The organism is Arenibacterium sp. CAU 1754, assembly GCF_054482635.1.
Map to the genome: position 1 here is coordinate 930,068 of NZ_JBTLRG010000001.1, position 21,555 is coordinate 951,622.

21 protein-coding genes are annotated in these 21,555 nt (G+C 61.3%); 4 read left to right on the forward strand and 17 right to left on the reverse strand.

All coding sequences use genetic code 11. The features are described 5' to 3' along the window. Positions 1-157: 157 nt before the first annotated feature. The 5 genes from nusB to ACXYMO_RS04550 form a co-directional block, all read right to left on the reverse strand. Positions 158-640 carry a transcription antitermination factor NusB gene (nusB, locus tag ACXYMO_RS04530; RefSeq protein WP_458877464.1) on the reverse strand — a complete coding sequence of 161 codons (483 nt, stop codon included), beginning with the start codon at positions 638-640 and terminating at the stop codon, positions 158-160. Beyond that, the gene (locus tag ACXYMO_RS04535) at positions 637-1,188 is read right to left on the reverse strand and encodes a 6,7-dimethyl-8-ribityllumazine synthase (RefSeq protein WP_458877465.1); all 552 of its coding nucleotides are present in this window, start codon (positions 1,186-1,188) and stop codon (positions 637-639) included. Before ACXYMO_RS04535 ends, nusB begins: the two co-directional genes overlap by 4 nt. Next, positions 1,189-2,310 carry a 3,4-dihydroxy-2-butanone-4-phosphate synthase gene (gene ribB / locus ACXYMO_RS04540; RefSeq protein ID WP_458877466.1) on the reverse strand — a complete coding sequence of 374 codons (1,122 nt, stop codon included), beginning with the start codon at positions 2,308-2,310 and terminating at the stop codon, positions 1,189-1,191. Positions 2,311-2,385: 75 nt separating this feature from the next. Next, entirely contained in the window at positions 2,386-2,961 is a 576-nt protein-coding gene (locus tag ACXYMO_RS04545) for a hypothetical protein (RefSeq protein WP_458877467.1), read from the reverse strand. Continuing rightward, positions 2,961-3,548: a riboflavin synthase gene (locus ACXYMO_RS04550; RefSeq protein ID WP_458877468.1), complete on the reverse strand. Its 588-nt coding sequence runs from the start codon at positions 3,546-3,548 to the stop codon at positions 2,961-2,963. Before ACXYMO_RS04550 ends, ACXYMO_RS04545 begins: the two co-directional genes overlap by 1 nt. Positions 3,549-3,703: 155 nt before the next feature. On the opposite strand from ACXYMO_RS04550, the gene ACXYMO_RS04555 reads away from it, so the two are divergent. The 3 genes from ACXYMO_RS04555 (at position 3,704) to ACXYMO_RS04565 (ending at position 8,245) form a co-directional block, all read left to right on the forward strand. After that, the gene (locus ACXYMO_RS04555; RefSeq protein ID WP_458877469.1) at positions 3,704-4,996 is read left to right on the forward strand and encodes a capsule biosynthesis protein; all 1,293 of its coding nucleotides are present in this window, start codon (positions 3,704-3,706) and stop codon (positions 4,994-4,996) included. A gap of 141 nt (positions 4,997-5,137) precedes the next feature. Next, the gene (locus ACXYMO_RS04560; protein WP_458877887.1) at positions 5,138-6,229 is read left to right on the forward strand and encodes a polysaccharide biosynthesis/export family protein; all 1,092 of its coding nucleotides are present in this window, start codon (positions 5,138-5,140) and stop codon (positions 6,227-6,229) included. Positions 6,230-6,232: 3 nt separating this feature from the next. Then, positions 6,233-8,245 (forward strand): capsular polysaccharide biosynthesis protein, encoded by a 2,013-nt coding sequence (locus ACXYMO_RS04565; RefSeq protein WP_458877470.1) that lies wholly within the window; start codon positions 6,233-6,235, stop codon positions 8,243-8,245. Between the two features lie 11 nt (positions 8,246-8,256). Here ACXYMO_RS04565 and ribD read toward each other — a convergent pair whose 3' ends face one another. Together ribD and nrdR are read right to left on the reverse strand one after the other, a co-directional pair. Then, positions 8,257-9,357, reverse strand: coding sequence for a bifunctional diaminohydroxyphosphoribosylaminopyrimidine deaminase/5-amino-6-(5-phosphoribosylamino)uracil reductase RibD (gene ribD / locus ACXYMO_RS04570; RefSeq protein ID WP_458877471.1), 1,101 nt, complete (start codon positions 9,355-9,357; stop codon positions 8,257-8,259). Then, positions 9,354-9,821 (reverse strand): transcriptional regulator NrdR, encoded by a 468-nt coding sequence (gene nrdR / locus ACXYMO_RS04575; protein WP_458877472.1) that lies wholly within the window; start codon positions 9,819-9,821, stop codon positions 9,354-9,356. Before nrdR ends, ribD begins: the two co-directional genes overlap by 4 nt. Positions 9,822-10,084: 263 nt before the next feature. On the opposite strand from nrdR, the gene ACXYMO_RS04580 reads away from it, so the two are divergent. Beyond that, a complete protein-coding gene (locus ACXYMO_RS04580) occupies positions 10,085-10,294 on the forward strand; it encodes a dodecin family protein (RefSeq protein WP_458877473.1) in 210 nt (69 codons plus the stop codon). Here the strand turns inward: ACXYMO_RS04580 and ACXYMO_RS04585 are convergent. From ACXYMO_RS04585 to ACXYMO_RS04630, 10 genes are all read right to left on the reverse strand, one after another. Beyond that, positions 10,285-10,710, reverse strand: coding sequence for a secondary thiamine-phosphate synthase enzyme YjbQ (locus ACXYMO_RS04585; protein WP_458877474.1), 426 nt, complete (start codon positions 10,708-10,710; stop codon positions 10,285-10,287). The genes ACXYMO_RS04580 and ACXYMO_RS04585 overlap by 10 nt on opposite strands. Positions 10,711-10,723: 13 nt before the next feature. Then, the gene (locus ACXYMO_RS04590) at positions 10,724-11,125 is read right to left on the reverse strand and encodes a hypothetical protein (protein ID WP_458877475.1); all 402 of its coding nucleotides are present in this window, start codon (positions 11,123-11,125) and stop codon (positions 10,724-10,726) included. A 40-nt stretch (positions 11,126-11,165) separates the two neighbouring features. Beyond that, the gene (locus ACXYMO_RS04595) at positions 11,166-11,585 is read right to left on the reverse strand and encodes a hypothetical protein (protein WP_458877476.1); all 420 of its coding nucleotides are present in this window, start codon (positions 11,583-11,585) and stop codon (positions 11,166-11,168) included. A gap of 345 nt (positions 11,586-11,930) precedes the next feature. After that, positions 11,931-13,919: an RNA polymerase sigma factor RpoD gene (rpoD, locus tag ACXYMO_RS04600; protein ID WP_458877477.1), complete on the reverse strand. Its 1,989-nt coding sequence runs from the start codon at positions 13,917-13,919 to the stop codon at positions 11,931-11,933. Between the two features lie 116 nt (positions 13,920-14,035). Continuing rightward, positions 14,036-15,994 (reverse strand): DNA primase, encoded by a 1,959-nt coding sequence (dnaG, locus tag ACXYMO_RS04605; protein ID WP_458877478.1) that lies wholly within the window; start codon positions 15,992-15,994, stop codon positions 14,036-14,038. Between the two features lie 41 nt (positions 15,995-16,035). Further along, on the reverse strand, positions 16,036-16,332 hold the full coding sequence (locus ACXYMO_RS04610) for a hypothetical protein (RefSeq protein WP_458877888.1): 297 nt from the start codon (positions 16,330-16,332) through the stop codon (positions 16,036-16,038). A 39-nt stretch (positions 16,333-16,371) separates the two neighbouring features. Beyond that, positions 16,372-16,917, reverse strand: a complete 546-nt coding sequence (locus ACXYMO_RS04615; protein ID WP_458877479.1) for a sarcosine oxidase subunit gamma — start codon at positions 16,915-16,917, stop codon at positions 16,372-16,374. Continuing rightward, positions 16,910-19,840: a sarcosine oxidase subunit alpha family protein gene (locus ACXYMO_RS04620; RefSeq protein ID WP_458877480.1), complete on the reverse strand. Its 2,931-nt coding sequence runs from the start codon at positions 19,838-19,840 to the stop codon at positions 16,910-16,912. Before ACXYMO_RS04620 ends, ACXYMO_RS04615 begins: the two co-directional genes overlap by 8 nt. Next, positions 19,837-20,100, reverse strand: coding sequence for a sarcosine oxidase subunit delta (locus ACXYMO_RS04625; protein WP_458877481.1), 264 nt, complete (start codon positions 20,098-20,100; stop codon positions 19,837-19,839). Before ACXYMO_RS04625 ends, ACXYMO_RS04620 begins: the two co-directional genes overlap by 4 nt. A gap of 37 nt (positions 20,101-20,137) precedes the next feature. Further along, positions 20,138-21,391, reverse strand: coding sequence for a sarcosine oxidase subunit beta family protein (locus ACXYMO_RS04630; RefSeq protein WP_458877482.1), 1,254 nt, complete (start codon positions 21,389-21,391; stop codon positions 20,138-20,140). Positions 21,392-21,555 lie beyond the last annotated feature (164 nt).

Genomic DNA, 21,555 nt, shown 5'->3' on the forward strand with positions numbered 1-21,555 from the left:
CGTCTTCCCCTTTAAAGTAAGACATCGCCAGTGACATGGAAGGGGAAAACCGAAAATCGCGGCGCATTGCCGCTTGGCTGCGTGGAAATCCGCCGGAACCGACACAAAATCAGGCAGATTTACAGGGGCGCAGGTCGCCAGTTCACACCCGCGATTGTCAGAACGCTTCGGGGCGCGCCTCACGTGCCATGTGGTCGAGCACGGCATTGACGAATTTTGGCTCCCGCCCCTCGGGAAAAAAGGCGCGTGCCACGTCGACATATTCCGAAATGATGACCTTGGGCGGAGTCGTGGTCTGGGTCAGCTCGGCCCCGGCGGCGCGAAACAGGCCGCGCAGGGTGGGGTCGATGCGCGCGATCGGCCATTTCGCCACAAGGGCGCGATCGGTCATCTGGTCGATCGGCGCCTGATAATTCACCGCGTCCTCGATCAGTTTGGAAAACAGATCGACATCGCCCTCGATCATTTCATCGCCTTCATAGGTCGCACCAAAGCGATGATCGAGAAACTCGGCAATCACCTGGCGGCTGCTCTGACCCGAGTGTTCCATCTGAAACAGCGCCTGCACGGCATAAAGCCGCGCGGCCGATTTCATCTTGCGTTTCTGATTGCCTGAAGGGGCCGATTGCGAAGTGGTCATACCGTTCGGGTTCCGTCATCATCGCCTGCGAGGAGATAGGACTCGGACGGGGGTTTGAACCCGATTCCCTTGCCCTGGGCGCCCCACTTACGGGTGAGCGCAATCAGATGCAAGGCCGCCGCGGCCGCGCCACCGCCTTTGTTCTGACCGCCCGGTTCGGCGCGGACTTCGGCCTGTTCGCGATTCTCGACGGTCAGGATACCGTTGCCGATGCACAGCCCGTTCAGCCCCATCAGCTGAATGGCGCGGCTGCTGTCGTTGCAGACCGTTTCGTAGTGCGTGGTTTCCCCCCGAATGACACAGCCAAGTGCGACGAACCCATCAAAATTCGACGTGCGATCCGCGATGGCGATGGCGGTGGGAACCTCAAGCGCTCCGGGCACCTCGACCAGGTCCCATGTTCCGCCTGCGGCCTCGATCTCGGCCTTGGCGCCGGCCACCAGATCGTCGGCGATGTCCCTGTAATACGGGGCGACCACGATCAACAGTTTGACCGGCTTATCAAACTCTGCCCGCGGCGGTGTGTAATGCGTTTCGCTCTGGGCCATTCAAGCCTCCTTCAGGATCGGGCGGGTGCCCGAGATGGTCAGGCCATAGGCCTCGAGACCGACATAACGGGTTTCGGGTGAATCCGTCAAAAGCACCAGTTCATTCAGCCCCAGCTTGGACAGAATCTGCGCCCCAAGGCCAGTTTGCTTGATGGTGCGGGGGCCTTCCTCCTCGGTCGCATAAAGCGAATGGCGTGGCTGGCGGAACAGGCACACAACGCCCCGCCCCTCGGCGGCGATCAGTTCCATGGCCCGGGGCAGTTCGCGCGCGGATTTGGGGCCCAGCCCCAAAACATCCGACGCCTCGTGCAGGGCATGTGTCCGGGTCAGGACCGGTTCCGGGGTCGTGATGTTGCCCTTGATCAGAACCACATGTTCAACGCCATGCGTCTGGTCGGTAAAGATGCGCATTTCCCAGTCCCCGCCGAATTCCGACGTGACCGTATCGCGCGATGTTTCATCGACCAGATTGTCGTTGCGGCTGCGATAGGCAATCAGGTCCGAAATCGTGCCGATTTTCAGCCCGTGCTGGGCGGCAAATTCGACCAGGTCGGGCAGACGGGCCATCGTGCCGTCGTCTTTCATGATCTCGCAGATCACGCCCGACGGGTGCAGCCCGGCCAAGCGCGAGATATCGACCGCAGCCTCGGTATGGCCCGCGCGCACCAGAACGCCGCCGCGCCGCGCGCGCAACGGAAAAACGTGCCCGGGCGTGGCCAGGCTGGCCATCGTGTTCTTTTCGTCAATGGCGGTGGCGATCGTCAGCGCCCGGTCCTGTGCGGAAATTCCGGTGCTGACACCTTCGCGCGCCTCGATCGAAACGGTAAAGGCAGTTTCGTGACGGGACGAGTTGTTGACCGCCATCATCGGCAGGCCCAGACGGTCGATACGTTCGGACGTCATCGGCAGACAGATCAACCCGCGCCCCTGCGTTGCCATGAAATTGACGGCGGCGGCATCGGCAAATTCGGCCGCGATCACCAGATCACCCTCGTTTTCCCGGTCTTCGTGATCGACCAGAATATACATGCGGCCCTGGCGGGCCTCTTCGATGATGTCTTCGATAGGGCTGATGGCGTCGCGCAAGTTGGCCTCGACCGGACCGGGGGTTTCAAAGCTCATGGCCGTCACTTTCCGTTGTGTCGCCCAGCAGATACCCCAGCGACACAGGGTTGGCCAGAGAAGGAGACGCAGCGTTCAGACGGCCTGATGCGTGAAATACTGATCCGCCCGCAGATACCCGGCGGCCTTGGCGGCGGTGGTCCATTCGTTTTCAAGCGGCGCATCGCCAATGATCAGAACCTGATTGCCGGGCAACCGGTTGTGGCGGATGAACCCCGCCAGCCGTTGACGCATATCGCTCCAACTGTCGGTCAGGCGTGGCGCGGCCGCGGTCGCGTCCAGGACGGGATTGGCCTGCAAAACGGCGGGGGGCGTGTTGGGCGCATGGACCAGCGACAGTTTCGAGGCGGATTTGATCGCCCGCAAGGCGCGATCCTCAGCATCGGGCATCCGCGCGCCGTTGCCGATGATACGTAGCGCATTGGAGGAAAACAGCAGCCCCAAGATATCCTGCCCCGAGGCCTGACGGATACTGGCATAAGTCTGGTAATCAAGGCCCAGTTCGGCGGCGCGCTTCACACGCATCCGCACGATCATCAGGGGCATTGTATTGGGCATCAGTTTTTGCTGGGCACGGCGCCATTGATAACTGCGCCATTTGTGCCCCCGCTCCATCGTGGGGCCGTTGTTATGCCCAATGCCTGCCGCCATCATTCCACCTCGTTCAACCGCGCGACATAGCGCGCCAGCGTATCGATCTCCAAATTCACGTGGTCGCCAATGGCCACGTCGCCCCAGGTCGTGAAGTTCTTGGTATGGGGAATAAAGTTTATCCCGAAATCGCAGCCGTCAACATCATTCACCGTCAACGAGGTGCCATTCAGGGCCACAGACCCCTTGGGTGCTATAAAACGCGCCAGTTCCCTGGGCGCGCGCAGGGTCACGCGGGTGCTGTCGCCTTCATCGCGCACCGCGATCACCTCGGCCACACCATCGACATGGCCCGAAACGATATGGCCGCCCAGTTCATCCCCGACCTTGAGCGCGCGTTCCAGATTGACCCGTTTTCCGACGGTCCATTCCGATAGGTTGGTTTTTGCGACCGTTTCGGCACTGATCTGAACGTCATACCAATCCGGCCCCAGGTCGATCACCGTCAGGCAAACGCCGTCACTGGCAATCGAGGCCCCGATATCGATGGTTTTCGTGTCATACCCGGTCGAAATGCGCGCGCGCAAATCGCCCTGCTGGTCCAGTTCGGTCACCGTTCCGATATCGGTGATAATTCCCGTGAACATGTCTGCGCCCCTTTCATCAACCTTTCCAATGAGGTATCGACGCCGTGCACCCGGGGCAAGCCCCAGATATTGCGCAGACCATCCCCATCAGCCATAGTTTGGCCCAACAGCCCCGATAAGGACCATGCAAAGCCATAAGGCAGCACGGTATGGATATGACGACGACACCCCCACCTGACCGGGTCTTTTTGTTTCTTCAGGGGCCGCATGGCCCGTTTTTCAATGCCTTGGGGCGGATGTTGCGCGCCGCGGGCGTGTCGGTCTGGCGTGTGGGCTTTAACGCGGGCGATCAGGCCTTCTGGCGGGATAAATCGAGCTATCTGCCCTTTCATGGCAGCCCGGAGGAATGGCCTTCGACATTCGAAAAGCTGATCGGCGAGCGCAAGGTCACCGATATCGTCCTTTACGGCGACATCCGGCCGATCCACGCCCAGGCCATCGCAATCGCCAAAGAGCGGGGCCTGACCATCCATGTGTTCGAAGAAGGGTACATGCGCCCCTACTGGGTGACCTATGAGCGGGATGGATCAAACGGGCATTCACGACTGATGGATATGTCAGTTGCCGACATGCAAGAGATGCTGGCGCAATCCGATATCGAGGCGCCCCTGCCCCCGTCCCATTGGGGGGATATGCGCGAGCATATTTTTTATGGCGCACTCTATCATTGGCATTTGATGTTCCGAAACCGCCAGTATCGCAATTTCCGCCCGCATCGCGACCTGCCCGTAACCGAAGAATTCCAGCTTTACCTGCGGCGGTTGCTATTGATGCCGGTGCACGCGCTGGGACGTCTGCTGGCCACTCGCCGCATCCGCAATGGCGGCTTTCCCTATCATCTGGCGCTTTTGCAGCTGGAGCATGACAGTTCGTTTCAGGCCCATTCGCCCTTTGCCACGATGACGGATTTTCTGTCCACCATCATCCAAGACTTTGCCAGGGGTGCTCCGCGACACCACCACCTGGTGATCAAGGCCCATCCATTGGAAACCGGGCGCGTGGCCCTTCGCCGTGAAATTGCGGCCCTCGCGCGCCACCATGGTATTGCCGATCGCGTGCATTTCGTGCGCGGCGGCAAACTGGCCCGGATGCTGAACGATGCGCGCAGCGCGGTGACCGTGAACTCAACCGCCGGACAGCAGGTCCTGTGGCGCGGCATCCCGCTCAAGGTGTTTGGCCGTGCCGTCTATGACAAACCCGAATTCGTGTCGCACCAGCCGCTGGACGAGTTTTTTGCCGCAGCAATCCGCCCGGACACCCGCGCCTTTCTGGACTATCGGCGGTTTCTTCTTGAAACCAGCCAGGTGCCCGGCGGTTATTATTCCGCCAAGGGCCGGCATCAATTGCTGCGTCTGGTGGTCGATATGATGCTGAGTGACCAAGATCCGTATGACGCGCTCAAGACAGGCACAGCGGCACCCCGGCAACAGTTGACCCAAACCGCATGACGGAAATGCGTCCGGGTACTGGATTCATTTCGCGCAGTCCGGTAGCTTGCCGGAAAAATACCCGGGTTACGAATAATTCCAGGTCGAGGAGACCGAGCATTGACATCCGCTTCTGATCGCTGGGCAAAGCCCATTGCGCTGATGGCTGTACTTGGCCTTCTGGCGGCATGCGGCCTTCCGCAGGTTGGGCCGAACAAGCGCCAAATCTACGCTGGCTCCGTGCAACGGGCCGGCAATGCGCATGTTGTGACGGTGAATGACCGGGTGACGCGGGCCACTGCGGTTATACCGGCTCTTGGCTTTTCCAGTTCTTTCGAAACCGCAGCCCGGCTGACATCCGATACGATCCGGCCTGGCGACGTTCTGGGTCTGACGATCTGGGAAAACGTCGATGACGGGTTGCTGGCGGGCGAAACCGGGAACGCGACCGTTCTGGAAGAAGTGCAGGTCGACAGTTCCGGCCATATCTTCGTGCCCTATGCGGGGCGGGTCCGGGCCTCGGGCAATACGCCCAACCAATTGCGCGAAATCATCACCACCCGTCTCGAAGATCAAACCCCCGAACCGCAGGTCGAAGTGCGTCGGATCGCCGGTGACGGTTCCACCGTTTCTTTGGTCGGCGGGGTCGGCGCGCAGGGCGTCTACCCGATCGAGCGTCCCACACGGACCCTTTCGGCCATGCTGGCGCAGGCCGGTGGCGTCGTGATTGAACCGGAAATCGCCCAGATCACCGTCATTCGCGGCGGTCAGCGCGGCAAGATCTGGTTTAACGACCTTTATGACAACCCGCGTCTGGACATCGCCCTGCGTGGCGGCGACCGCATTCTGGTCGAAGAAGATACGCGCGCCTTTACTGCCCTTGGTGCGACCAGCCAGCAGGCCCGTGTGCCGTTTGAATCCCAGAACATGTCCGCGCTTGAGGCGATTGCCCAGGTCGGCGGACTGGTCGCGACCAGTTCCGACCCGACGGGCGTGTTCGTGCTGCGCGACGAACCTGCACATATCGCCAACGACGTGCTGGGGCGCAACGACCTTACGGGGACGCAGCGGCTCATCTACGTTCTCAACCTGAAAGAACCCAATGGGTTGTTCATGGCGCGTGATTTTGTCATTCGCGACGAAGACACGCTCTATGTGACCGAGGCGCCCTATGCCCAGTGGGCCAAGACCATTTCGTTGTTCTCGGGCGCGCTGACGCCCTTTGCCAGCGCAAAGACATTGTCAGGTAGCTGATCATTGTTGACCGATACGGATCGGCAAAAAGCCGGGGGCGAAAACCCCCGGCTTTATGTTTACAACGGCGGGTTTCTGTTTGAACGGCGTTTGCGGCGGATGCTGTACCTGGCCGGATACCGGTTGCGGATCGGACTGCCCGGCGAAAACGACATGGTTGGCGTCTGGGGCAACAGCCCGACGGCGCACCGGGGCCTGAGCATCGCGCAAAAGCGTGAGGTTCCGGTTCTGCGGGTCGAAGACGCGTTCCTGCGTTCGATGTTTCCGGGCCGGGCGGGCGAACCGCCTGTCGGTCTGCACCTTGATCGGTCTGGAGTGCATTTTGATCCGTCCACGCAATCCGATCTGGAACAATTCCTGAGCACCGCCGCGCTGGATGACACCCATCTTTTGAACCGCGCCCGCGAGGCGATGGCCCGGATGCGCGAACATCACCTGAGCAAATACAATGCCTTTGATCCGGACGCCCCCCTGCCCGATCCGGGCTATGTTCTGGTTGTGGATCAAGCACGCGGGGATGCCTCGGTCACGGCAAGCAACGCCAGCGACGTCATCTTTCGCGAAATGCTGGTTTTTGCGCAAGAGGAACACCCCGGTGCCAAGGTCGTGATCAAGACCCATCCGGAAACGCAGAACGGCTATCGTCCGGGGTATTATTCACAGGCGGATGCCAACCGGCGCGTGACCGTTCTGGACACCCCGGTCAGCCCCTGGGCCCTGCTTGAGGGGGCGGTCGGGGTCTATACCGTGTCCTCGCAACTGGGGTTCGAGGCGATCGTCGCCGGGCACAAGCCCCGGACATTCGGGCAGCCGTTCTACGCGGGTTGGGGCCTGACGCAGGACGAATACCCGGTGCCCCGCCGACAGCGGATCCTGACGCGCCCACAGCTGTTTGCCGCCGCAATGATCGAATACCCGTTGTGGTATGATCCGTTCCGCGACGAACTCTGCGAGCTGGAAACCGTCCTCGACAATCTCGAGGCGCAGACCCGCGCCTGGCGGCAGGACCACAATGGCTGGATCGCCAGCGGTATGCGCCTGTGGAAACGGCGCCCACTGCAAAATATGTTCGGACGCCAAAAGCGCATGATCTTTACCGATGATCCGGACCGCGCGGCCGCCGCGGACCGGCCGCACATGATTTGGGCCGGCAAGGCAGAGGATGGTCAGACGGTCGTGACGCGCATCGAAGACGGGTTTCTGCGGTCACGGGGCCTGGGAGCGGACCTGGTTCCGCCGTTGTCGTTGGTCACTGACGATGTGGGAATCTACTACGATTCGACGCGGCCCAGCCAGTTGGAACACCTGATCAAGATGCGCGAGGAAATGCGCCCCGCACAAGACCACCGCGCCGAACGGCTGATCGCCGCGCTGAACGCGCATCACCTGAGCAAGTACAATCAGGGGGTGCCGCCGAAGCTCTTGCCGGATGGACATCGCATTCTTGTCCCCGGACAGGTTGAGGACGACGCCTCGATCCTGAAAGGGGCTGGCGTGGTGCACAGCAACCTCGATTTGCTGCGCGCGACACGCGACGAAAACCCGGATGCGGTTATCCTTTACAAACCCCACCCGGATGTCGAAGCCGGGCTGCGTGCGGGGGCAATCGACCCCGAGGGACTGGCCGATGTAGTTCTGTCAAACACGGACCCGGCGTACCTGTTGGATCAGGTGCAGGAGGTCTGGACCATGACCTCCCTTCTGGGGTTCGAGGCGCTGTTGCGCGGCGTTCCCGTTACCACATTTGGCGCGCCGTTCTATGCCGGATGGGGGCTGACCCGTGATCTTGGGGATATTCCGGAGCGGCGCACGGCGCGGCCTCGTTTGACCGGTCTGGTTCACGCCGTCCTGATCGATTATCCGCGCTATATGGACCCGGTGACCGGATCGCCCTGCCCTGTCGAGGTGATCGTCGACCGTCTGGCCAGCGGCACGGGGGCCCGTCGGGGCCTTGCCAACCGCAGCCTGTCAAAATTGCAGGGGCTGTTTGCCACATATGCCTACTTGTGGCGCTGACGCATCCGTGCTCAGAGCAAAGGCCGCCGCCAATGATGCATCACGTCCGCCCCAACGGCGCGGGTTTCGACCAGATCGAACCGTGAGGCCGCGTTCAGATCCTCCAGCCCCAGGGCGCCAATCGCGGGCAGGCCTTCGGCACCGATGGCCAGCCCGGCGTTGAAAACCATCAATTCGTCAACCAGATCCGCCGCCAGCAAAGAGGCCGCCAGCGCGCCCCCGCCCTCGCAAAAGACACGGGTCAGCCCGGCCTGCCCCAGCTGGCGCAGCATATCGGCCGGGTCCACCTGAGTGCCGATCAACTGGCAGGAAAACAGGCGCGCGCCCAAACCTTCCCAAGCGCTCAGGCGTTCGGTATCGGCACTGTTGCCGTGGCAAAGCCACAACGGGATATCCTTGGCGCTGCGGGCCAATTGGCTCATCAGCGGCAGATCCAGATGGCGCGAGACCACAATCCGGACCGGCTGTTCGCTGATCCCGAGATCGCGCACGGTCAGCGACGGATCGTCGGCCCGTGCGGTTCCGGCCCCGACCACGACCGCGTCATGGCGCGCGCGCAGCGCGTGCACCTCGCGTCGAGCGTGCGGGCCGGTGATCCATTTACTTTGCCCTGTGGCTGTCGCGATCCGGCCATCCAGGCTACTGGCCAGCTTGAGCGTGACAAGCGGTCGGCCCTGTTCGGTCTTTAGGAAGAACCCGGCGTGATCACGGGCGGCCTGATCGGCAAGAACCCCTGTCGTGACCTCGACCCCGGCGTCGCGCAACGCGGCAAACCCCTGACCGGCAACACGGGCATCGCTGTCTTCGATCGGGGCGACGACCCGCGCGACCCCGGCAGCAATAAGCGCATCGCAACACGGGGGGGTTTCACCATGATGAGCACAGGGTTCCAGCGTGACATAGGCGGTTGCCCCGCGCGCCGCCTGCCCCGCCTGGGCCAAAGCCTCGGTTTCTGCGTGGGGGCGTCCGCCCGGACGTGTCCAACCACGCCCGACAATGCGCCCGTCCCTGACGATGACGCAGCCGACGGCCGGGTTGGGCCAGCACCGGCCCTGCCCCCGTCGCCCCAGCGTCAGGGCCAGCGCCATGAATCGTGTGTCGGTGTTGCTCACTCGTCCAGCTGGGTATGCGGGCGCAATTCGCTGACAAAATCCTCGAAATCATCAGCCGCCTGGAAATTCTTGTAAACGCTGGCAAAGCGCACATAGGCCACGGTGTCGATCCGCGCCAGCGCCTCCATCACGATCTCACCGATCTTGTTGGACGCAATGTCGGTTTCCCCCATGCTTTCCAACCGGCGAACGATGCCCGAGATCATCTGGTCGATGCGTTCGGGTTCAATCGGGCGTTTCTGCATCGAGATGCGGATCGAGCGCTCCAGCTTGTCCCGGTCAAAGTCTTCACGTTTGCCGCTGGACTTGATCACCACCAGATCGCGCAATTGCACGCGCTCATAAGTGGTGAACCGTCCGCCACAGGCCGGACAGAACCGGCGGCGGCGGATGGAAACGTGATCTTCGGCCGGACGACTGTCTTTGACCTGAGTGTCGATATTGCCGCAAAACGGACAGCGCATGCCAATCCCCTATGTTTTCTGCCTTTTTGGGGTCTGCGCCCCTTTTATCCACAGCCACTATAGGGAGTCTGTCATGCGTTGTGTAGTGTATTTTCCACTCTACCACATACTGTGTCATGCTGCGCCAAATGGTGGGGCATCTGCTTGGTTTCAAATCAACAATCGGCGGCGATCAGCGGGTATCGTGCCGGCGCGCGGATTGTCTTGCCCGGCGTCCGGCGTGGCCCCATCATCAAGGACATCCACAAAAGGGGAGAGGAACCATGAGTGTTGCACGGGTAACCGAAATTTCCGCAACTTCCACGAAAAGCTTTGAAGACGCGGTGGCCAATGGAATCGAACGCGCATCGGAAACCCTGCGCGGTATTTCCGGGGCCTGGATCAAGGAACAGAACGTCTGGGTCAAGAACGGCAAGATCACTGAATACAAGGTCAACATGATGGTGACCTTCGTTCTGGATGATCAGGCCTGAACCAGAAAATGCGCCGCCACTTGCCGCGTGTGGGGCGCCTGGCGGTGTTCGAACAGGTAAATCCCCTGCCATGAGCCCAGCACCGGCCGCCCGGCCTGAACCGGAATGCTGAGCGATACGGGCAGGATCGCCGCCTTGATATGGGCAGGCATGTCGTCTGCGCCTTCCATGGTGTGGCGCAGATAGGACATTGACGGATGGGTTGCGTCCGGGATGAGACGCTCCAGAAAGGATTGCAGATCGATCTGCACATCCGGATCGGCGTTTTCCTGGATCAGCAGGGAACAGGATGTGTGGCGCACGAACAGGGTCAAAAGACCACTGCCCGCCCCATTGGCCTGAAGCCAGTCACGCACCTGACCGGTAAACTCATACAGACCGGGGCCATCGGTCTGTAAACGAAACTTGTTATGCACGCACCGCTCCGGATTAGGGATCCAAATTCTTGCGGTCCAGACAGTAGTTCCACGCAAAGACCGCCCCGAGGTTTTCGCCGATCCGATCCACCGAAAGCAAGAGACTGCTGCGCTGAGTCGCACCCGCAGGTTCTGTCAGTGAAAAACGAACCGTTTTGCGGCCGGTGGTCGGTGAGCGCGTCTCGCCGCGCGTGATGTAAATGCGCTGGGTGCCCGGCACGCCAAGAACGCTCAGCGCGTAATCACCCGCCGCACACCAGTAATCGCGCGGCGACGCGAATCCGGGCTTGCCCGTCACCTCGAATTCTCCACCCGAAAGAGCCGTCACCGTCAGCCTGTTATCCGCCTGCCAAGCGACGGCCTGTGTCGCAATCAGTGTGAGCGCGGAGACCGCGCCCAAGAAGGACCTATTCATCAGTACGCTCTCCTATCTATCGAAATCGTGAATTGGAAATTCAGTTCCACCTTGGAAAACGATCAAACGGATCGTCCCCATAGCAGTATTGCAGGGCCATTGCCGCCCGCATGTTGTCGCCCACTGCCTTGACCGACATGGTCAGGCGCGGTTCCAGATCGACATTCGGTGGCGGGGTCAACGAAAACTGCACGGCTTTCTTGCCGGGTCTGTTCACGCTGGGACCGATGGCGCCCCAGATATAAATGCGCTGATTGCCCCGCACGCGCAGTTGCGAAATTGCATAGTCGCCTGCCCCGCACCAGTAATCCTGCGCTCCGGAGCCGACAAGGCTGACCACCTCGAACACGCCTTTGGAAACCGGGAAAACCTCGTGCCGGTTCAGGGCCCGCCATGCCGAGCTGGACGCGGGCGCGACGGCAACTGCGGCCCCGACGGCAATCGCTAACAGATGTTTCATATCATGACCTTTCCGCTGGGTTGCCGGACAATCCCTCTATCGAACCGCAGGCAACGTTCAGGATAAAGATGCGCCAGTCGTTTGAAATTTCAACGCTTCGTAATCAACTGAACCATAGCGCAGGCTGCAAATCGCCGGTTTGAGGCATATCAATTACGGCCCTAATCCCCTGATCACATGCGATAAATTCACAGTGATGGGCAGCGTGCTCCAGTGTCGCCAAGCGGTGTTCACGTGAATGAATTTATCGGGGTATCGTCACAGACATCTTGCTTGCCACAAGTGTCGTCGAAGCAAAGAAAAAGGGCGCTCGGGTCAATGACCACCGAGCGCCCTGATCCTGTTTTACTGATCCAGGAAGCTGCGCAGCTTGCGGCTGCGGCTGGGATGTTTCAGCTTGCGCAGGGCCTTGGCTTCGATCTGGCGGATACGTTCGCGCGTCACGCTGAACTGTTGTCCGACCTCTTCCAGCGTGTGGTCTGTGTTCATGCCGATGCCGAAACGCATCCGCAGAACACGTTCCTCGCGCGGGGTGAGCGAGGCCAGAACCCGTGTGGTCGTTTCCTTGAGGTTTTCCTGAATGGCGCTGTCCAAGGGCAGAACGGCATTCTTGTCCTCGATGAAATCACCAAGCTGACTGTCCTCCTCGTCGCCGATGGGCGTTTCAAGGCTGATCGGTTCCTTGGCGATCTTCATCACCTTGCGAACCTTCTCCAACGGCATCTGCAGCTTTTCTGCCAGTTCCTCGGGCGTGGGTTCACGGCCGATTTCATGCAGCATCTGGCGACCGGTGCGGACCAGTTTATTGATCGTTTCGATCATGTGAACCGGGATACGGATGGTGCGCGCCTGATCGGCGATGGACCGGGTGATCGCCTGACGAATCCACCATGTCGCATAGGTCGAAAACTTGTAGCCACGGCGGTATTCGAACTTGTCCACCGCCTTCATCAGACCGATGTTGCCTTCCTGAATGAGATCAAGGAATTGCAAGCCACGGTTCGTGTATTTCTTGGCGATCGAAATCACGAGCCGCAGGTTCGCTTCGACCATTTCCTTCTTGGCCTGACGGGCCTCTTTTTCGCCCTTCTGAACCTGCTGGACGATGCGGCGGAATTCACTGATGTCGAGACCGACATACTGACCCACCTGCGCCATGTCCGAGCGCAGTTCCTCGACCTTGTCGGACGAGCGTTCAATGAACATCTGCCAGCCCCGGCCCGGCTTGTCCGCCATTTCGGACAGCCAGTTCGGGTCAAGTTCACGACCGCGGTATTCGTCGATGAATTCGCGGCGGTTGATGCGGGCCTGGTCGGCCAGCTTGACCATGGAGCTGTCGAGCGACATCACCCGGCGGTTGATGCCATAGAGCTGGTCGATCAGAGCCTCGATCCGGTTGTTGTGCAGGTGCAGTTCATTCACCAGCTCAACGATTTCCGAGCGCAGCGCCTGATAGCGGTCTTCGTCCCCCGAACTGAACGACCCATCCTCGTTCAGGGTTGCCGAAATCCGGCTGTCCTGCATTTCCGACAGTTGGGCGTAATCGTTTGCGATGCGCTCAAGCGTGTTGAGGACCTGATCCTTCAGCGCGGCTTCCATCGCGGCGAGGGACATATTGGCCTGTTCGTCCTCGTCGTCGTCATCATCCTTGGCAATGGGGTTGCCGTCTGCATCCAGCTCCGGAGTATCCTCGGTTTCCGCCTTGGGCTGTGCCTCGACTGCGCCGGGCGCGACGATGGGTTCCTCGACCTCGCCGTCCTCGTCCATCTGGTTGCCGAATGTGGTTTCCAGATCGATCACGTCACGCAGAAGAATATCTTCGCTCAAAAGTTCGTCGCGCCAGATCGTGATCGCCTGGAACGTCAGCGGGCTTTCGCACAGCCCGGCGATCATCGTGTTGCGGCCGGCTTCGATCCGCTTGGCAATCGCGATTTCGCCCTCACGGCTGAGCAGTTCAACACTGCCCATTTCGCGCAGGTACATGCGCACCGGATCATCGGTCCGGTCCAGTTTTTCGGCGCCCGAAGAGGCCAGCGTGACCTCGCGCGCGTCGGACTGGGCCACAACGTCGGTCGAGCCTTTCTGCTCTTCCTCCTCGGCCTCTTCGTCCTCGATGATGTTGATACCCATTTCCGACAGCATCGACATCACGTCTTCGATCTGTTCGGAACTGACCTGATCGGGCGGCAGAACCTGATTCAGCTGGTCATAGGTGATATAGCCCTTTTCACGCGCGTCGCCGATCATCTTCTTGACGGCGGCCTGGCTCATATCCAGCGAAATTTCTGCGTCCTGATCGTCAGGTTTGCGGTCGTCGTTATCTTTGGCGGCCATTAAATGCTCCTGCAGGGTCTTAAGGCGATTCGCGACTCATCCGAATCATTAGCGCGATCTGGTGATTCGGCCACCCGTTTAACCGTTTTTCTTTTGGTTTTCCTTACGAAAGCGCGTCACTGTTGCCGTTTGGCGCGCCCACCTTTTGTAAAGTCGATCGAATCGAGAATCGCCCGACTCTCGTCGACCTGTCGTTTATCCAGCCGCGCTCCGTTGTCGGCGACGACAAATTCCACGTCGTCACTGCCCATATCCCGCTCGGCGCGGATACGTTCCTTGGCGGCGTCGCCCAACCTCCAAGTGTCGGTCTCGTCTATCGCGCCGTCGGGTTGCTGCGCGACCTCTTCCAACTGTTCGACATGTCCCCGGTAGGCGGCAATCCGTTTCAGCCCCAGATCCACCGCGAGGCGGGCACGTTCCACGTCTCCGGGATGCAAAACGCAGGGGCTGATTGCCACATGGCCAATCGCATGCAGGTTTTCAAGGGCGTCGCCCCCCAGCGCTGCCCGTATTTCTTCCGCCAGGGTGTCAGGGGACATCCCACCGTTACGCAGGATCACATCGCGCATGCGCGCAAAGTCAGGATCGGCGCATTCCATCCGCTCGATCCCGGTTTCGAATTCGCTGATCACTTGCGGCGTCGCGATCAAACCCGCCAGGACAATTGCCTCGCGCAGGTGGTTTTCCGTGCGATCGCCGGCGGCGGCCAGCATCGAATTCCTGGTGCCAGGTGTCGCGGGCAGGATGGGTTTGCGGCCCGGCACCCAGGGCGTGCGCGATGATTGACGGCGCGGGTTGAACAGTTGCCAGCGCAGGTTCTTGATTTCCTGACCATAATGGCTGCGGATGCTGGGGTCGCGGATCAGCTTGATCTTTTCGCGCAAAACCTTGTCCAGCGCGGCCTTGCGTTCGGGACTGTCAAAGACCTTGCCGTCGGTTTCACGCTGCCACAACAGGCGCACCATCGGAATGGCCTGATCCAGCAGCTTCTGTACCGCACCCGCCCCCTGGGCGCGGATCAGGTCGTCAGGGTCCAGACCTTCGGGCATCAGCGCAAAGCGCAACGACTGTCCGGCCTCAAGCAACGGCAACGCCAGGTCGATCAGACGCATCGCGGCGCGCAGCCCCGCCGTATCCCCATCCAGCGCGATGATCGGCTCTGGCGCGATCCGCCAGAGCAGCTGCAACTGGTTTTCCGTGATGGCCGTGCCCAAGGGCGCAACCGCTGCCTCGAACCCGCCGCCGTGCAGGGCGATCACATCCATGTACCCTTCGGCAACGATCAGCGGCTTGCCCTTGCCGGCCGCCTCGCGCGCGGGGCCGTGGTTATAGAGGCTGCGACCCTTGTCAAAAAGCTCGGTTTCGGGCGAATTCAGATACTTGGCATTGTCATCGGGGTCCATCGCCCGGCCGCCAAAGGCAATGCAACGCCCCCGCGCATCGCGAATCGGGAACATGATCCGGTTGCGGAACGTGTCATAGGGTTTGCCGCCCTTGCTGGAGGGTTTGGCCAGTCCGGCCCCCAGGATCAGGTCCTCGGCGACATTCTTGCCGCGCAAATGATTCCACAGCCCCTGCCACCCATCCGGGGCAAAGCCGATTTCCCACCGTTCAAGCGTGGATTTGTCCAAGCCACGCCGATCAAGATAGGATCGGGCCGGTCCGGCGGCCCCTGTATTCAGTTGCAGGCGAAAGAACTGAACCGCCTGTTCCATCACCTCGGCCAGCTGCGTCCGCTTGTCGGCCTTTTCCTGTGCACGGGGGTCGCGGGCGGGCATCGGCATGCCGACCTCGCGCGCCAAAATTTCAACCGCCTCCATAAAGCTGACGTTCTCGGTGTCCTTGATGAACCCGATTGCGTCCCCTTTGGCATGACAGCCGAAACAGTAATAGAACCCCTTGCGATCATCGACGTGAAAGCTGGCGGTTTTTTCCTGATGGAACGGGCATGGCGCCCACATGTCGCCCTTGCCCTGATTGGACTTGCGCGTATCCCACATGACTTTTCGCCCCACCACCTGTGACAGGCTGGCACGGCTGCGTAGTTCATCCAGAAATCCGGGCGGAAGGCTCATGCCTTGCTATACCATGCTTGTTGGCGTGAATGCGACCCGACCTATTGGGCCAGACACAATTCTTTCCAGGCGTCTGACAAATCGTTGTTCCGCACGACGCGCATCTTCTTTTCATAGACCCACGGCGCGATCAGCGGAATCGCCGCGTTGTAATTCGCAGGCCAGGTCGGGTTTGTTGCGGCGATGGCCTGTGGTACATCTCGTTCCTTGACCCGGTCCAGTCGCGCCTTTTGGATCGCGGCGACGACATCGGCCTGATAGCCACAGCTTTGTTCCTTGGTTTCCTGTGCCCACACAGGGGTGGCCATAAGGCCGGCAGCAAGGGCAAGGCGAATGATCATGACAGTACTCCGGAATCAGTAAGTTCAGCGCAGAGTTTACCCCCGCGCGCCCACCGCTTCCATGGCCGTTTGCAAATCATGCAACAGTGTTTGCGCCATCGACCGGAACACCATGATCCAGAACGCCTGCGGCCCGACGCGGGTGACCGATGTCATCATGTGCACAAGCTGGGTGCGTGCCGTATGACCCCGTTTGAACACCGAACCGCGCAGGTCAACCGGAACCAGGCGGGCCAGCACCTCCTCGGCCCCAGCCCCTTCAAGGCGGACGATCGCCCAGGCATCGGACTGATCCGTCAGCGCGGCAAACTTCGCCAGACCCGCTTCGGGCTCTGGCCCCACAAGCATCGCCTGCCCCTGGCCAAACCAAATCGCGCGCGCGCCGGAACTGCCGGTCGCGCGGTTTGGGGCGGGAAAGGCCATTCCATGCGCCGCTGTCAATGCATCGCACAGGTTGGCATCGCCGCCCTTGAAGGGTGCAAGCGAGGTCAGCATTCCCGGTGTCTCTTCGCTCAGGGAAAGGGACCCGATCGTGATCGGGAGCAACCCTTCACAGGGCGTTTTTGCGATCAGTTCAGCCACGGACGCGCCCTCCTTCGGGGTCAAACACCACCGGGTCGGTGATCTGACACAGGGTTTCAATGCCGCGCAGATGATCGACCATTTTTACCGTGTCGCCATGACGTTGGCGGCCGTTCTTGAGAAACCCAAGGGCCAGCATATGGCCAAGGGTCGGCGAAAACCCGGCCGAGGTGATGTACCCCAGATCGTTTTCGCGTTCGGGTGCATCGTCGACCTCGAACAGATGCGCGCCAGCGATCACCTGCTTGACGGCCCCCACCGGGCGCAGACCGACCAGCTGTTCACGCTCGGGCCCGCTCAGACCGGGGCGCTCGGACATGGTTTTGCCGATGCAGTCCTTCTTGTCCGACACCATACGGTCCATCCCGATATCAAAGGCTGTGGTCCGCCCGTGAATTTCGCTGTGGGTGATGAATCCCTTTTCAATGCGCAGAACATTCAACGCCTCCATCCCGTAAGGTCCACCGCCCAGCGCCTCGGCCCGGGCGACGAGCAAGCGGAACAGGCTGTCGCCATAGCGGGAGGGCACAGCCAGTTCGTAAGCATGTTCGCCCGAAAACGAGATGCGGAACAGACGGCCGCCGATACCGGACACCGAAACCGGTCCACAGGCCATGAAGGGCCAGTCGGCAGGGTCCAGGGCTTCGTCGAGAAGGCCATCCAGCAATTCCCGCGATTTCGGGCCGGCAATGGCAAACTGTGCCCACTGTTCGGTGACCGAAATGAAACTGACGTCCAGATCCGGGCGCAGGCATTGATGAACGAATTCCATGTGGCGCATCACCTCGCCCGCAGCGGCGGTGGTCGTGGTCATCACGAAATGCTGCGCGCCCAGACGTGCGGTGGTGCCGTCGTCCATCACATGCCCGTCCTCGCGCAGCATCAGACCATAGCGCGCGCGCCCGACCTTGAGCGTGCTGAACGTGTTGCAATAGATGAAATCCAGAAAGACACCGGCATCCGGACCCTGAATGTCGATCTTCCCAAGGGTCGACACATCGCAGATTCCGACAGTGTCGCGCACCATGTTGACCTCACGGTCGCACGATTGCCGCCAGGTGGTTTCGCCGGGCGCTGGGAAATAGCTGGGGCGATACCACAGCCCCGCCTCGATCATCGGCGCACCGCGCTCGACCGAGGCCGTGTGGCTGGTAGTAAACCGTTGCGGCGCGAACCCCTTACCCTGTGCCCCTGCGCCCAGCGCGGCAATGGCTACCGGGCTGTAGGGGGGACGGAAAGTTGTCGTTCCGGTTTCGGGAATGCCCCGCCCGGTCACATCCGCCAGAATGGCAAGGGCGGCGACGTTCGAATTCTTGCCCTGGTCCGTTGCCATGCCTTGCGTCGTATAGCGTTTCATATGCTCGACCGAGCGGAAGTTTTCCGTCGCGGCCTGTTTGACGTCCTTCACGGTGACATCGTTCTGAAAATCAAGCCAGGCGCGCCCCTTGCCCGGCACGGCCCACAGGGGCGACAGGCGATAGGGCGCGTCCTCGGCATTGGGCACCGGAGTTTCCGGGGCCTTTCTCCCCAAATCGTCCAGCGCCGCGATGGCCGCAGCGGCCCCTTCGGCCAGACAGGACGCCGTTGAAAACGCGCCGTTGCATGCGCCTGCAGCCCGCAGTCCGGGCACGGCGCCCGGTGTCGGCACGAAACTGTGGATGTCCTCGCGCCAGGTCGGGCGGCCATTCAGGTGGCAGGTCAGATGCACCGTCGGGTTCCATCCGCCCGACATGGCCAGGCAATCGGTTTGCAGGCGCTCCTCGCCACTGACCGAGCGGATCGTGATGCTTTCAAGGCCTTGCCGCCCGCCGGTGTTGCTGATCTGGGCGCCCTTGTAAATGCGCACCCCCGGACAATCGGGCGCGTCATGGCGGCTGTCAATCAGGGCGGACACGTGCACGCCAGCGGCCTGCAAATCGCGGACTGTCCGATGTGCATCGTCATTGTTGCCAAACACCGTCACGTTGCGCCCTGTCGCAACCCCCCAGCGGTTGAGATATGAGCGCACCGCCCCCGCCGTCATGATGCCGGGGCGGTCGTTGTTGCGAAACGCGATCGGACGTTCCAGGGCACCTGCGGCCAGAATGCTGCGTTTGGCCGCGATCCGCCAAAAGGTTTCCCGCGGTGTTTTGGCCTGCCGCCCGGTGTGATGGCTGACACGCTCCAGCGCGCCATAGGTGCCCTGATCGTAGGCCCCTGTCACGGTTGTGCGGGGCATCAGGCGCACATTTTTCATCGACGCCAGTTCGTCAAGAACCGAGCCGACCCAGACCGGACCGGGCTGGTTGTCGATGTCATGGGTTTCGGCCAACAGCCGCCCGCCCATGCGCGAATCTTCGTCCGCAAGGATCACGTCGGCGCCGGCGCGCCCGGCCACAAGCGCCGCCATCAGACCGGCGGGACCGGCCCCGATAATCAGAAGATCGCAAAACGCATAGGCCCGTTCATAGCGGTCTTCGTTATGCTCACCCGACAGCGCGCCCAGCCCGGCGGCGTGGCGAATGACCGGTTCATAGAGTTTTTCCCAGAAGGCACGGGGCCACATGAAGGTCTTGTAATAGAACCCGGCGCCCAGAAACGGGGCGGCAAGGTCATTGACCGCCACCAGATCAAAGGACAGGTTCGGCCACCGGTTCTGGCTGCGCGCCTCAAGTCCGGTGTAAACCTCTTGAACGGTGGCGCGCACGTTCGGGTCCTGCTGCGCGCCGTTTCCGATGGTGACCAGCGCGTTGGGCTCTTCGCTGCCTGCGGTCAGGATGCCGCGTGGCCTGTGATACTTGAACGACCGCCCCACCATCCGAATGCCATTGGCCAGCAAGGCCGAGGCCAGCGTATCGCCCTTGCACCCAACGTATCGCACGCCGTCAAACGTGAAATGGACCGTTGACTGCCGGTCAATCAGCCCTTTGCCCGCAACCCTCATGTCCGGGCCTCCGACGCCAGTTCAGTGTTCAGGATTTCATGGGTGAGCGTGTTGCGGGTCACGACGATCCACGCGCTGCATCCGCTGTCGTGCTGCCACAGATCCCGCGTGACGCCCGCAGGGTTGTCGCGCAGGTGCAGGTAGCTGTCCCATGCGTCGTCCCCGGCCTCGGGGTCGGGCCTGGTCAATGCGACGGCATCGCCCTTGTAATAAAATTCGCGCCGGTCCCTTTCACCGCATATCGGACAGGTGATCCTCATCTCGCGCGCTCCTGAATTGTCGCCATCGGTACTGTCCTCAGTGCAGGTTGTGCTGGGCGCCGGTGCCCTCTTCGTCCATCAGGCCCACGCCGGTGCGGAACCGGTCAAGGCGGAACCCCTCGGCCACGGGGTGCGGGCGGTCGGTCGCCATCAGATGCGCAAAACAGTTGCCCGATCCCGGCACCGCCTTGAACCCGCCATAACACCATCCGCAATCCAGATAGAGCCCGTCGATCCCGGTCTTGTCGATGATGGGCGATCCATCGGGCGTCATGTCCATGATGCCGCCCCAGCTGCGCAGCACCTTGGCCTTGCCGATCATCGGCATCAGGGTCATGCCCGCTTCCATCACATGTTCGACCATGGGCAGGTTCCCGCGCGCGGCGTAGGAGGAATAGAAATCCAGATCGCCGCCAAAGACCAGACCGCCCTTGTCGGACTGGCTGATATAGAAATGGCCCATGCCGAAGGTGATGACCTGATCGATGCAAGGTTTCAGCCCTTCGGTCACAAAGGCCTGCAACACGTGGGATTCGATGGGCAGGCGCATCCCCGCCATGGCCGCCACCTGACCGGACCGGCCCGCCACCACGATCCCCACCTTTTTCGCGCGGATCGCACCGCGCGTGGTCTGTACGCCCGTCACGGCACCGTTTTCGATGTCGATGCCGGTGACTTCGCAATTCTGAAGCAGATCGACGCCGCGCTGATCGGCCCCCCGGGCAAAGCCCCAGGCCACCGCATCGTGGCGCGCGGTGCCCCCGCGCGGGTGATAGAGCCCGCCATAGATCGGGAAGCGCCCATTGTCGAAATCAAGGAATGGCGCATGTTTGCGAACGCCTTCGCGGTCCAGCAGGATCGCATCGTCGCCCTGGTTGATCATCGCGTTGCCCCGTCGGGCGGCATAGTCGCGCTGGCCATCGGAATGGAACAGGTTGATCACCCCCCGCTGGGAATGCATCACGTTGTAATTGAGGTTCTCTTCCAACCCCTCCCACAGCTTGAGCGAATGGGAATAGAATTCGGAATTGCCGGGCATGGCATAGTTGGCCCGCACGATGGTGGTGTTGCGACCGATATTGCCGCCGCCGATATAGCCCCTTTCCAGAACCGCGATATTGCTCAGCCCGTGCTCGGCGGCCAGGTAATAGGCCGTGGCCAGCCCGTGCCCGCCGCCGCCGATGATCACGATATCATATTCGGCCTTGGGTTCGGGGTCGCGCCAATGCGGCGTCCAGCCACGGTTGCCGGTCAGCCCCTCCTTCAGAACGCGAAGTCCGGAAAAACGCATGATACCCCCAGATCAAAGACAATTGGATAGAACCAAGTCTTTGCAGGAGTAGCAATGGCCAGAGCGCAGACCCCGGCCGATTTCGACACACACTGGTCCGTCCGCGACTGATCCGCGGATCGCAGGACAGTTCGGCACCGATTGTGCCGTTTGCGGATCCTCGC